Raw genomic sequence first — 13,460 nt, 5'->3', positions numbered from 1 at the left:
TACGAACATAATAACATAAGCGAAGAATGAGTTTTCAAAAAGTATTGGACAAATACAGAAAATTTGCCTTTTCCGAGCGTGATAAGGGTGACCGATTCGAAAGGCTGATGCAAGCCTATTTGCAAACGGACCCGAAGTACGCCTTTAAATTCAAGAATGTTTGGATGTGGAATGAGTTTCCGGGCAAAATTGAATTGGGCGGTGGCGATACAGGAATTGACTTAGTTGCGCTAACACAGGAAGGCGATTATTGGGCCGTTCAATGCAAATGCTTTCAGGAAAATGCAACCATAGACAAACCTGCGGTTGACAGCTTTCTCTCCACTTCCAGCAGGGAATTCAAAAATGAGCAGATGCAAACAGTGCGTTTCGCTCAGCGCCTTTGGATATCCACCACCAACAAATGGGGCAGCAATGCGGAACAGGCCATCAGAAACCAAAACCCGCCCGTTGCCCGGATCAACCTCTTTGATTTGATCGAATCGCCAGTGGATTGGGACAAACTTGAAAGTGGCATCCATGGAGAAGCTGCCCGTACCCCAAAAAAAACGCTGCGCCCGCACCAAAAGGATGCACTTGACAAAACCCACCAATATTTTAAGACCCATGACCGTGGCAAGCTCATTATGGCTTGCGGGACGGGAAAAACATTCAATGCGCTGCGCATTTCTGAAAACGAAACAGATGGAAAAGGATTGATCCTTTTTCTTGTCCCCTCCATTGCATTGCTCGGGCAAACCTTACGGGAGTGGAGTGCCGATGCCAATGAGCCAATTAACGCCATTGCCATTTGTTCTGACCCCGGCATAACCAAACAGAAAAAGAAAAATGAAGATTCGGATTCCTTCAGTATCGTGGATTTGGCTTTCCCTGCCTCAACGGATTCCGATTATATCCTCAATCAATTCGAACAAATAAGGAAAACGGGGAATACCGGGATGACGGTGGTTTTTTCCACGTATCAATCCATTGAGGTCATTGCACGGGCGCAAAAAGTACTGCTAAAAAATGGCTTTCCCAAATTTGACCTGATCGTGTGTGATGAAGCCCACCGAACCACGGGCGTTTCGTTGGCAGGTGAAGATGAATCGGCTTTTACAAAAGTGCATGACGCAGATTTCATAAAAGCCAAAAAGCGGCTCTATATGACCGCCACGCCCAGGCTCTACGATGACAATACCAAAAGTAAGGCTGCGCAGGCGGAAGCCGTCCTTTGCTCCATGGACGACCCCGCCCTGTACGGTGAAGAAATATACCGTATTGGTTTTGGCGAAGCGGTGGAACGCGATTTGCTCACCGATTACAAAGTGCTGATCCTTACCCTGAACGACAAAGATGTACCACCTGCCGTGCAACGGATGATTGCCGATGGTGAATCTGAAATAAATTCAGATGATGCCTCGAAGCTTATTGGCTGCATCAATGCCTTGAGCAAACAGTTTTTGGGAGACGATGGCAGCACCAAAAAAGCCGACCCCTTGCCCATGAAACGGGCAGTGGCCTTTTGTGCCAATATTGCCACTTCAAAAAAAATTACCGCTACCTATAACACCGCCACCGACGCTTATCTAAGCTCGCTGCCCGCAGAAAAAAAAGAACAAATGGTGAGCGTGGCTTCCAAACACATGGACGGCACCATGGCCGCTCCAGAGCGCGATCAAATGCTCTCTTGGCTCAAAGAGGAAACCCCAGACAATGAATGCCGCATCATTACCAATGTAAGGGTACTGAGCGAAGGGGTGGACGTGCCTTCCTTGGATTCGGTCTTGTTTCTCTCCGCCCGAAATTCCCAAGTGGATGTGGTACAATCCGTTGGGCGGGTAATGCGCAGGTCCCCGGGCAAAAAATATGGCTACATAGTGATCCCCGTTGTTGTGCCCGCCGATGTGGAAGCCGATAAGGCGCTGGACGATAATGAACGTTACAAAGTGGTCTGGACGGTGCTCAATGCCCTTCGCGCCCACGACGACCGTTTCAATGCCACGGTAAACAAGCTTGAACTGAACAAAAGGAAACCCAACAACATTTTGGTGGGCAGACCTGAATATTCTTTTGACGGTGATGGCAATGCCTTTGAAGTAAATGAAGGTGGGGCCGCTTACCAAACCACCAAAGACATCAACCGCCAAATGGCATTGCAGTTTGAGCAGTTGCAAGCCGTGGTATTTGCCCGGATGGTAAAAAAGGTGGGCGATCGCAGGTATTGGGAACAATGGGCAAAAGATGTGGCCCAGATCGCCGATCGCCAAATTGAACGCATAAAACACTTGATCGACACCAAAACCGATCAGCGCAAAGCCTTTGATAATTTCTTGGCAGGCTTGCAGAAAAACATCAATCCCAGTATTTCGGAATCCCAGGCCATTGATATGTTGGCGCAGCACATCATTACCAAACCCATTTTTGAAGCTCTTTTTGAAGGGTATTCCTTTGTGAAGAGCAATGCTGTTTCCACCGCCATGCAGGCCATGTTGCATGCTTTGGAAGGCAAATCAGTGGCCGAGGAATCGGAAACCCTGCAAAAATTCTATGACTCGGTGCGCAAACGTGCCGAAGGCATTGACAATGCCGAGGGCAAGCAGCGCATCATCATTGAACTGTACGATAAGTTCTTTAAGACCGCTTTCCCAAAAATGGTGGAGCAATTGGGCATTGTCTATACGCCCGTGGAAGTGGTGGATTTCATCATCCATTCGGTCAACGATGTGCTGAAACAGGAATTTGGCCGCAGCATCTCCGATGAAAACATCCACGTGCTGGACCCCTTTACGGGCACGGGAACCTTCATTACCCGCTTGCTCCAAAGCGGATTGATCGAGGGAAAAGACCTAGCCCGAAAATACCAACACGAACTGCATGCCAATGAAATTGTGCTCCTCGCCTATTACATTGCCGCCGTAAATATTGAAAACGCTTTTCACGACCAATTGGGTGAAGACTCTGAATACGAACCCTTTGATGGCATCGTCCTCACGGACACCTTCCAATTGGGCGAAACAGACAAAAGCAAGAAGCTTTTCTCCGAAATGTTTCCGCAGAACTCCGCACGTGTTCAACGCCAAAAGAAAGCCCCGTTGCGGGTAATCATGGGAAATCCGCCTTATTCCATTGGGCAAAAATCGGCCAATGACAATGCAGCCAATCAGAAATACAAAAAGTTGGATGCGGATATTGCAAATACCTATGCCGCACTATCTTCCGCAGGCTTGAACAAATCTCTGTATGACGCCTACATAAAAGCCTTCCGCTGGAGCACCGACCGGTTGGACCCAAAGAATGGGGGCATCATTGCCTTTGTGAGCAATGGCGCCTGGCTGGATGGCAACAGTACGGACGGTTTCCGCAAAGCCATTGAAAAAGAGTTTTCCAGTATTTGGGTATTTAACCTGCGCGGCAACCAACGCACCAGTGGCGAATTGAGCCGCAAGGAAGGTGGGAAGATCTTTGGCTCGGGGTCACGAACGCCCATTTCCATTACGCTTTTGGTCAAGAATCCTGGATCAAAGGCGGATAAAGCCACTATTCACTACCATGACATTGGTGACTATCTAAGCCAAAAAGAAAAGCTATCCATTATCAGTAAATTCAAATCGGTGGGCAATGGCGAAATGAAATGGAAGACCATACAGCCCAATGAGCACGGCGATTGGCTTAACCAACGTAATGATGTGTTTGACACCTTTATTCCGATGGCTCCTGAAAAGAAGTTTGATGCGAAGAGTAATTCTTTTTTCAGCACTTATGCCATTGGCGTAGCTACCAACAGAGATGCTTGGGTTTACAACTTCTCGACCAAAGAGATTGAGAACAATATGAAACGAACCATAGCTTTCTACAATGAACAGCAATCGAAATTTAAGGATGCGAAAGGGAAAAACTCAAAATTGAAAGTTGAAAATTTCATTGATGCTGATCCGACTAGAATTAGTTGGACTGTAAACTTGAAAAAAGATTTAGAAAAGGGTACTGAACTCGATTTTAAGAAGGATGTGATTAAAACGGGCATTTATAGACCATATACAAAACAGCATCTTTATTTTCATAAACCATTTATTGAACGTCCTGGGTTAAGTCCAAAACTTTTTCCAAATGAAAAATTAGAAAATAAGCTTATTACCATCACAGGTGCAGGGGCAAGCAAAAATTTTTCGGCTTTGATTACGGATAAAATCACAAATCTTGATGCCGTAGAAAAAGCACAATGTTTTCCGTTTTTTCATTATGAAAAACGCGAAAAAAACAGCCCTGGCCTATTTGATGCCAAGGGAGACAGCGAATACATTCGCAGCGATGGCGTTTCGGATTTCATTTTAGAGCGGGCCAAAAAGGTCTATGGCAAAAATGTTGGCAAGGAAGATATTTTCTACTATGTCTATGGCATCTTGCACAGCCCCGATTACCGCGCTGCCTTTGCCAATGATTTAAAGAAAATGCTGCCCCGTATTCCCTTGGTGGAAGATGTACGGGATTTTTGGAAATTCAGCAAAGCAGGTCGGGCATTGGCAGAGCTGCACATCAATTATGAAGATTATCCGAAACCGGAAGAAGTACTGGTCATGAAGGCTGTAGGTGAAGATGTCCACTATCGTGTTTCCAAAATGCGCTTTCCAATCAATCACAAATTTGACAAAAGGGACATAATTTATAACGAAACTATAATGATTCAAAATATACCTTCGAAGGCCTACGAATACGTGGTCAACGGAAAATCTGCTATCGAGTGGATCATGGAACGCTACCAGGTTAAAACCGACAAGAAAAGCGGCATCAAAAACGATCCCAATGATTGGGCAGAAGAAGTGGGCAACCCACGTTACATTTTAGATTTACTGCTAAGCATTATCAACGTGAGCGTTCAGACGGTGGAGATTGTGGAAGGCTTGCCCAAATTGGAATTTGAAACGGCATAAACTCACGGGAGGTGGCACCGACAAAAACTATTTGAGGTTCCTTAAAATGCTCGGGGTGCTGCCCATAAGGTACAGAAATGGCTATTTTTATACCTTCGGAAAAGAGAACCCGAAGCAATGCGCCTTTTCTTTGGGAACGGGCAAATGCAAAAAAATAGGCCGGGGCCAGACGGAAGGTCAAATGCCCGTGCCCGCGCCACGGAAACAAACACCAGGGATATGAAAACAAGACCAAACCACCGCAACCTCATTTTTACCCTCTTTGCCCTTACAGGCCTTCTCGTGTCCTGTGGCACGGAGAACGCCCAGGAGACCCGCCCGGCAACCGCAGCGGAAGAAACCACCTACTTGGATTACGTGAACCCCTTGATGGGCACGGATTCCGAATTCAGTTTTTCCAACGGCAACACCTACCCGGCCATTGCAACGCCCTGGGGCATGCACTTTTGGACGCCCATGACCTCCAAAATGGGCGATGGATGGACCTACAAGTACGATGAGATGACCCTGCGCGGCATAAAACAGACGCACCAGCCCAGCCCCTGGCTCAATGATTACGGTGCCTTTTCCTTTATGGCCGTTACCGGAGACCTGAAATTTGAGGAAAACGAACGCGCCTCCTTCTTTTCGCACAAGGCCGAAACGGTACGCCCCGACCACTACAGTGTGTACCTCGCAGATTACGATGTGGTGGCCGAGGTAACACCCACCGAACGGGCGGCCCATTTTAGGTTCACCTTTCCCGAAACGGACGAAGCCTACATCTTGCTCGATGCCTTTTTGCAGGGTTCCAAAGTAACCATCTTGCCCGAGGAACGTAAAATTGTGGGCCACAGCAGAAACAACCACGGTGGGGTCCCGGACAACTTCCACAACTATTTTGTGGCCGAGTTCGATACGGATTTTGACCTTACCCAGACCTGGACCGATGGCTGGGAACTCCAGGAGAACTCCTTGGCCAGCGAAGGACAGCACGTGGGGGCCATTATTGGGTTCAAGACCAAACGCGGGCAGACCGTGAACGTTAAGGTGGCCTCCTCCTTTATAAGTCCCGCCCAGGCCCAGTTGAATCTGGACCGCGAAATTGGCGACCAAGATTTTGACCGCACCCGGTCCCTGGCCGCGGCCGCCTGGGAAAAGGAACTGGGCAGAATACGGGTGGAAAGTGAAAACGTGGACCATCTGCGCACCTTTTACTCCTGCCTGTACCGCGTACTGCTCTTCCCCAGAAAGTTCTACGAGCACAACGCCCAGGGCGAAGTGGTGCACTACAGCCCCTACAACGGGGAGGTGCTCCCCGGTTATATGTTCACGGACAACGGTTTTTGGGACACGTTCAGGGCGGTGTTCCCCTTTTTTAACATGATGTACCCCGATCTTAACAGCAAGATCATGGAGGGGCTCGCCAACACCTACAAGGAATCGGGTTGGTTGCCGGAATGGGCCAGCCCGGGGCACCGGGACGTCATGATCGGATCCAACTCTGCCCCCATCATCGTGGACGCCCACCTGAGCGGGGTAAAGGACATGGACAATGAGGTGCTCTTGGAGGCCATCTTAAAAAATGCCACCGTGGCCCATGGGAGGCCCGTGAACAGCGTGGGGCGTGCCGGGCTGGAAGACTACAACGCCCTGGGCTACGTGCCCTATGATGTGGGCGTAAACGAAAACGCGGCCCGTACCCTGGAATATGCCTATGCCGACTTCACCATTGCCCAAATGGCAAGGTCCATGGGAAAGGACAGTCTGGCCCAAGTGTACTATAAAAAATCAATGAACTACAAGAACCTCTTTGACCCCAGTACCAAGCTCATGCGGGGCAAGAACAAGGACGGCACGTTTCAATCGCCCTTTAACCCCTTGAAATGGGGCGATGCCTTTACCGAGGGCAACAGCCTCCATTACACTTGGAGCGTGTTTCACGATATTCACGGACTCATGGACCTCATGGGCGGTGAGGACGACTTTGTGGCCATGCTGGACGGGGTGTTTGACATGCCACCGAAGTTTGACGACAGCTACTACGGTTTCACCATTCACGAAATACGGGAAATGCAGGTCATGAACATGGGCAACTACGCCCACGGCAACCAACCCATACAGCACATGATCTACCTGTACAACTACGGCGGGCAGCCGTGGAAAACGCAGGAGAAGATCCGTGAGGTGCTCACCAAACTGTACCAGCCCACCCCGGATGGGTACTGTGGGGACGAGGACAACGGACAGACCTCTGCCTGGTACGTGTTCAGTGCCCTGGGCTTTTATCCCGTGGCACCGGCCACCGGCCAATATGTGCTGGGAAGCCCTTTGTTTGACAAGGTGAGCCTCTCGCTGGAGAACGGCAATACCTTTAGCATCACCACGGACAACAACGGCAAGGGACGGCCCTACATACAAAGCGCCCAATTGAACGGGAAGCCGTTCGATCAAACCTTTATTGCCACAGAAACCGTGCAAGCGGGCGGCCAGTTGCACTTTGAAATGGGCGGGGAACCCCATACCGATTGGGGCACCGGTCCCGAAGCGGCACCCTATTCCTTGAGCAAAGCGGCAGATTGGCCCTGGTAGGGCAAGGAAACAAGGGTGGCCGGGGCAAAGGATCCAGAAGAAAACTACACCCTGTTAAAAAACCGCAGCGTGTCCACCAAATGTTCTTGCCAGTAGGCCCATTGGTGTCCGCCTTCAAATTCCTCATACATGTGCGGCACTTTTTTTTGGGTCAGGGCCTGGTGCAGGGCCCTGTTGTGCTCCAATAAAAGATCGTCCGTGCCGCAATCGAAACGGAGTTTGGGCAAGGTGGCCGGCAACTTGCCCACCACGGAATGTTCGCGGGCATCCGCTTGGGAGTACCCCGCCAGTTCCTCTTCCACAAACAGCGCCATCTGATCCAAGTGGGTAATGGACGAATGGGCCGAGATGGCCTTGAACGTTTCGGGGTATTTGATCCCCAGGCGCAAGGCCCCAAAACCGCCCATGGACAGGCCGGAGATGAACAGGGGCGATGCCCGGCCCACAATGGGAATATGCTGCCGTACGGCCGCTGGTACATCGTCCACGATCCATTTTTCAAAATCCTTTTGGTGGTGGGGCAGATAGCCCGACCCGTCTCCCCAGAGCCCGTCCGAGGGCATGGCGATGACCATGGGCCCCACTTCCCCTTTTTGCATCAGCTCCCAAGCGGTGCGGTGGGCGCCCCCCTGCTGCGACCAGGACCAAGCACTGCCGTAAACACCGTGCAGCAGCAGTACCAAAGGGATATTGGCCAGGTTTTCCAAGGGCGGGACAAAAACACAGATATCTCCCCTGCCCCTTAGGTGGTTGCTCTTTACCGTGATGAACCTAAGGTTGTCGCTTTCAAAGGCAGGGTCTGAAATTTCGCTTGTTCTAAACTGTTCTTCCATTTTAAAAAAGGATGACACCCTTGGCATTTTTTCCCGAGAGCATGTCTTCAAAGGCTTGTGGCAACTGCTCCAAGGTATAGGTTTTTGTGATCATTTCCTCCAATTGCAAGGCACCGCTGGCGTAGTGTTCCAATATTTTGGGGAAATCCCGTTGGGGCCGGCAACCGCCATAGAGCGGGTTAATATAGGTCTTGTCCCATTCAAAAAGGTTCATGTCAAAAGGGATTTCCTGCTCTATGCCACTAACCTGCACGGCCGTGCCCGCGTTGCGTACCATGGCCAAGGGCGCCGCGCCCAGTTCGGGGACGGCGGTACACTCAAAGGCATAATCGGCCCCACGGCCATTTGTAAGTTCCTTCACCTCCAAGGCCGCTTGCAAAAGGCCTTTGTCCGCCCTATTGGCAAGGATGGTGTGCGTGGCACCGAACTGCGCGGCCATTTGCAGGCGTTTTTTGTTGATGTCCACCGCAATGATCTTATCGGCCTTGGCAATTTTAGCACCCTGCACCACGCTGAGACCCACACCGCCCGTACCGAGCACCACCACGGAACTCCCGGGCCTTACTTTTGCAATGTTGATGACGGAACCGTAGCCCGTCATGACCCCGCAGCTCACGATACTGGCCGCGGCGAAGGAAATGGTCTTCAATGGGTTTTTGACCACGGCCGATGCCTTTACCAAGGTAAATTGGGACAAGGTGCCGATGTTGAAGGAACGCTCCATGGGCGCCCCTTGGTAGGTTGTGCCCTCCAAATGCGCGTGGCCCTGGGTATATCCGTTGGCACCGGCAACCACGGGCGAATTGTTTTCGCAGATATGTTCGTTGCCAAGCCCACATTGAAAGCAACTGTTGCAGGGCGTGGCCCAGTTGAGGATAACCGCATCGCCCACGGCCACGTGCTCCACGTCTTTCCCAATGGCACTGACAATGCCGGCCCCTTCGTGACCCATTACCATGGGCTTGCCCCAGGAGAGCGAATCGTGATCGGTATGGCAGAGGCCTGCCGCTTTTAACTGTACCAGTACCTCGTCCGGTTTTGGGTCGGACACGGTCACGTGGTCTATCATAAAGGTGCCGTCGCCTTTGGCAATGGCACTTTTGGAGGTTATGGGCATAGGTTCCTGTGGTTGGTGCCTTGAATGAAAGGGAGTTTTTTGCTCTAAAATACCACATTAACCGGAAATTGTCCCCAATACAGGGCACGAAGGCTTTGCTACCCTTGTGAACGTTTTTTTGCTTTGTGCTTTGCCCCGGGCGCTTTTTTGCTTTGAAGATGGCCCAATTTCTCCAGGTTGGTGTGCGCTGCAAATTGCCGTAACAACAGCCGCAGCTTTGGGTTGATGAAGGACTGGCAAAAGGGTTTTTCCGGATTGCTGAAATAATAATGCTGAACCTCCTCGCCCGAGGCCTTAAAGGCCGAAAACGGGACCACCTGTGTCACCAATGGTTCACTGAACAGTGCTTGCAATTCCTGCAACACCCTTCTACATTGCAGGGCCTGCTCCTCGGAAAAGGTGTAAATGGCCGAACGGTATTTGGACCGCATCGCGTGATTGGACGTACTGCTGTGGGTGCGCAGATGAATTTCCACCAGCACGGGCAAGGGTATGGTCTCTTGGTTAAAATGGACGATCACGGCTTCGGAAAACACTTCGTTACCGTTCACGGAGGCCACAAAGCCCTGCTCCACTTTTTCAACTCCGTTCAAGGATTGGAAAACGGCTTCGGTGCACCAATGGCAGCCCCCGCCCAAGGCGATCTTTTGTGTCTTCATTTTTTTATGGCGCTACTATTCCAAGATGTTCTTGTCATAGGGGATGTTGCAGGTTTTGCAGTTGTAGGTGTCTTTTTTTATCGTGGTACCGTCCATGTTGTTCCAACAAACTCCTTGATGAAATGCTTAGGGGCATCGCCGCCATAATGGCCCATGCATCCGGTGCATTCTTAAAGCAGGCTTCAATGTTTTCTAAAATGCCCATTGTTTTTATTTTTTAGATTTCTGGTGCACTATCGGCCGGAAAAAACAGCTTTCGCCAGCATACACCAGCTGCTGTACCGTCCTTGTTGGTGCAAGCTGCTTTATTGCCAGTTTAATCGTTTCCGCTCTTCCCAATAATCGGCAGACGCCACTTTACAGGTTTTTAGTTTTTCCACCTCCTCTTCCGAAAGTGTAATGCCCTCCGCTTTTAAGTTGGCCTCCAAATGCGCCACGTTGGAAGCACCGCTCAACACCATACTGTCCGGTAGGGTCTGCGCGCAAAATTGCAGGGCAATGGCATCCGTGCCAACGTCGTATTTTTTGGCCAAGGATTCCAACATCCGGTAGCAACCGCCGTAATGGGGATAATCTGCATTGCTAAAAATCCTCCCGTTGGCCAAGGCTTCCTTCACGAGCACTTTTTTATGTTGATGTTTCAATGCTTGGCAAACCCCTTCCAGGCCTTGCTCCAGCACGTTATAGGTTACCTGGAACGCATCGAACAGCTGCGTACCGTTCACGGCAACATCCAAGGCCTTTTTTACGATCTCCGTTTGATTTGCTCCCGAGGTGGTCACGCCCATTTGGAGCTTATGTTCCATTTTAAGGGCGTACAAGCTGTTAAGCACCTGCTCATTTTCCAGCACACCGGTATCCAAAGTGGCAGAATGGATCTGGTACAATTTTAAATGGGGCAACAGGCCTCGTGAAACCTGCCATTGGGCGTTTAGCTTGGCCAGACTGTGCTCCTTTACTTCGTGTACGGTGGCCTTGGGATCAAAATTGGCCACATAGGTGTAGCCCCATTTTGTGGAAACCTCAATGGATGCATCGTTCTTGGTTTGCAGCCAATCCAGCATCAATTGCTCCGCCAGTCCGTAACCGGGCGCGGTATCAAAAAAACGAATTCCCGAACGGTAGGCCACTTCCAACACCTGAATGCCTTTCTCCTTAAAAGCATCCAGATCTTGTACCGTGTTTTCTTCCTGTTTAAGGTTTATGTATTGTGGCCGGCCCAAGGCAGCGGTTCCCAATCCTATTGCCATTGGCTGTTTATTTTAAAAACGGTGTTTCGCCCTGTGCCAATTTAAGACGTGTCCAAACGTTCATGTTTATGATGATGGCGGCTATTTCGGCAATCTCCTTTTCGTTAAAATGTGCTGCCAGGGCATCGTGATAGCGCTGAAAATCTTTTGAGATTCCATCGGTCAGCACATCGCAATAGGCCAATGCCGTTTTTTCCACATCGGTGTAGAGTTCGCTGTTGTACCAAGACGAAATGTTATCTGTTTTAGCATCGGAAATGCCAATGTCCCGGGATGCTTTGGAATGCAAGATCACGCAGTAGGCACATTCGTTCTTTTGCGCTACCCTTAGCCTTAATAATTGTGCCAGTTCCTTGTTCACATCCAGATCGGCCGTATATCCCACGGCTTTGGCCATTTCCTTTGCCAAACCGTGAAACGGGGTCACATCCGGATCAAATCTGGTGTTCTTAAATGTTACTTCGTGCATTGTTTCATGTTTATGTAAAGACAACGGGAACAAACGGCATATTGCTTACGGAAAGAACGGGGCTGGTCTTGCGCCAAGGCCGCTTCCGTATATCACAATGAAGACCTGTTTACACTTATGTCTTTGGTTCGTGGTTCAATTTTGTTTAAAAACAACACAAGGGCCCACCTAACCATGTGGGCCCTTGTGCAATATTAGGACACCGTATCCAAGAAGGAGTCTTCCCATCTTAAAAAATGACAGGTGTACCCGTTGGGGTTCTTTACCAAATAATCTTGATGGTAGTCCTCGGCAACCCAAAAGGGTGAAAAGGGTTCTAGGGTGGTCACCACCTCTGCCTCCCATTTTCCGGATTTGTTCACGATATCAATGACCTCTTCCGCAATTCTTTTTTCTTCTTCATCTTGATAAAAGATAGCGGAACGGTAACTGGATCCCCGATCGTTCCCCTGCCGATCTACCGTTGTGGGATTGTGTATCCTGAAGAAAAAGTCCAGGATCTCCCTAAAGGATGTTTCCGTGGGGTCATAGGTCAGTTCAATGCCCTCGGCGTGGCCCGGATGGTTTTTGTAGGTGGGGTTTTCGTTTTCACCGCCTTGGTATCCCACTTCTGTGTCTTTTATGCCCGGTCTTGAACGGAACAAATCTTCCATTCCCCAAAAGCAACCTCCTGCGATGTACGCTTTCTTATAATTTTCCATTGTGTTCTTTTTTTTACGATTACCATTTCTTTTTCAACACGTACAAAATTACGGAATAATGCCGCTTTGAAACGGGTACAAATTGCCCCAATGTTTATACCATTTTCCTTTAATACCAATTATAATTTATAATTAGCTTAATTTTTTGTATCTTCCCTTTATGGGAATGACATCGGATTTAGTGATTACGGAAAGTTTGGAAGCTCTTCAAAAGGAGCTCAAAGCAGCCAAGAACTTTAAGGTGCGCCAACGCATCCAAAGCCTTTTGCTGCTAAAGAAGGGAAAATTCAAGCGTCAGGCGGACCTGGCAGAATTCTTGGGTGTGGGCCACTCGACTTTGAAGACCTGGATAAAGCGCTACAGGGAAGATGGTCTGGAAGCCCTGACCACGCTTCGCAGCGGTGGGCACTACAAGGGCGTGGTCAGTGCGCAGCTCCACAAGGCCCTGGAGGAGAAGGTCAACGATTCGCACAACCCACTTCTGGGCTATTGGCACGCCGTTGAGTGGGTAGAGGAGCACCACGGCCAAAAGATCAACTACCAGACCCTGAGGGCCTACCTGATACGACATTTCAAGACCAAGAAAAAGCACCCCAGAAAGTCACATTACAAAAAAGACCAACAGGCCCTAGAGGTCTTCAAAAAAACTCCCTGATGCCCTGGACCTATTAAGAACAAGTCTTGATAAAGGTTACGGCTCCCACAACCTCTACTTTATGGATGAGAGCCGCTTTGGGCTGATGACCCACGTGGGAACGGTACTCACCGCCAAAGGTGTAAAGCCCATTGTGGGGTTTCAACAAGCCTTTAAGAACACCTATCTCTATGGTAGGGCTTGCTGATTTTCGCAAGGATTATAAACTTTAGGCCGCTACGATTCGGGGCGCATTTCGGCCACCATTTCCGATCGGTGCAAAAACCTTGCTTAAGAGCCCCTTTATGACGCCAGG

Annotated in this window: 11 protein-coding genes; 4 read left to right on the top strand and 7 right to left on the bottom strand. The window is 49.7% G+C overall.

Annotated features, from left to right (window positions below):
• Positions 1-26 precede the first annotated feature (26 nt).
• The gene (locus tag ACKWCC_RS14555) at positions 27-4,910 is read left to right on the top strand and encodes a DEAD/DEAH box helicase (protein WP_413996684.1); all 4,884 of its coding nucleotides are present in this window, start codon (positions 27-29) and stop codon (positions 4,908-4,910) included.
• A 219-nt stretch (positions 4,911-5,129) separates the two neighbouring features.
• The gene (locus tag ACKWCC_RS14550) at positions 5,130-7,481 is read left to right on the top strand and encodes a GH92 family glycosyl hydrolase (protein ID WP_413996683.1); all 2,352 of its coding nucleotides are present in this window, start codon (positions 5,130-5,132) and stop codon (positions 7,479-7,481) included.
• Positions 7,482-7,525: 44 nt separating this feature from the next.
• On the opposite strand, the gene ACKWCC_RS14545 is transcribed toward ACKWCC_RS14550, so the two are convergent.
• From ACKWCC_RS14545 to msrA, 7 genes are all read right to left on the bottom strand, one after another.
• Positions 7,526-8,332, bottom strand: coding sequence for an alpha/beta hydrolase (locus ACKWCC_RS14545; protein ID WP_413996682.1), 807 nt, complete (start codon positions 8,330-8,332; stop codon positions 7,526-7,528).
• Positions 8,316-9,431, bottom strand: coding sequence for a zinc-binding dehydrogenase (locus tag ACKWCC_RS14540; RefSeq protein ID WP_413996681.1), 1,116 nt, complete (start codon positions 9,429-9,431; stop codon positions 8,316-8,318). The genes ACKWCC_RS14545 and ACKWCC_RS14540 overlap by 17 nt, the downstream gene beginning before the upstream one ends.
• Positions 9,432-9,529: 98 nt before the next feature.
• On the bottom strand, positions 9,530-10,090 hold the full coding sequence (locus ACKWCC_RS14535; RefSeq protein ID WP_413996680.1) for a peptide-methionine (S)-S-oxide reductase: 561 nt from the start codon (positions 10,088-10,090) through the stop codon (positions 9,530-9,532).
• A gap of 34 nt (positions 10,091-10,124) precedes the next feature.
• Entirely contained in the window at positions 10,125-10,295 is a 171-nt protein-coding gene (locus ACKWCC_RS14530; protein WP_413996679.1) for a hypothetical protein, read from the bottom strand.
• Positions 10,296-10,395: 100 nt separating this feature from the next.
• Complete coding sequence (locus tag ACKWCC_RS14525) at positions 10,396-11,340, bottom strand: aldo/keto reductase (protein ID WP_413996678.1); 945 nt, start codon at positions 11,338-11,340, stop codon at positions 10,396-10,398.
• Between the two features lie 7 nt (positions 11,341-11,347).
• A complete protein-coding gene (locus ACKWCC_RS14520) occupies positions 11,348-11,809 on the bottom strand; it encodes a carboxymuconolactone decarboxylase family protein (RefSeq protein ID WP_413996677.1) in 462 nt (153 codons plus the stop codon).
• Positions 11,810-12,003: 194 nt separating this feature from the next.
• Positions 12,004-12,510, bottom strand: coding sequence for a peptide-methionine (S)-S-oxide reductase MsrA (msrA, locus tag ACKWCC_RS14515; RefSeq protein WP_413996676.1), 507 nt, complete (start codon positions 12,508-12,510; stop codon positions 12,004-12,006).
• Between the two features lie 166 nt (positions 12,511-12,676).
• Here msrA and ACKWCC_RS14510 point away from each other — a divergent pair, with 166 nt between their 5' ends.
• Positions 12,677-13,165, top strand: coding sequence for a helix-turn-helix domain-containing protein (locus tag ACKWCC_RS14510; RefSeq protein WP_413996675.1), 489 nt, complete (start codon positions 12,677-12,679; stop codon positions 13,163-13,165).
• A gap of 61 nt (positions 13,166-13,226) precedes the next feature.
• Positions 13,227-13,352: a hypothetical protein gene (locus ACKWCC_RS14505; RefSeq protein WP_413996674.1), complete on the top strand. Its 126-nt coding sequence runs from the start codon at positions 13,227-13,229 to the stop codon at positions 13,350-13,352.
• Positions 13,353-13,460 lie beyond the last annotated feature (108 nt).

This window comes from Maribacter aquimarinus (genome assembly GCF_047345505.1).
Lineage (GTDB): Bacteria > Bacteroidota > Bacteroidia > Flavobacteriales > Flavobacteriaceae > Maribacter.
Note: the sequence above shows the minus strand (reverse complement) of the source record. Positions and strands in the feature narration are given on the sequence as shown.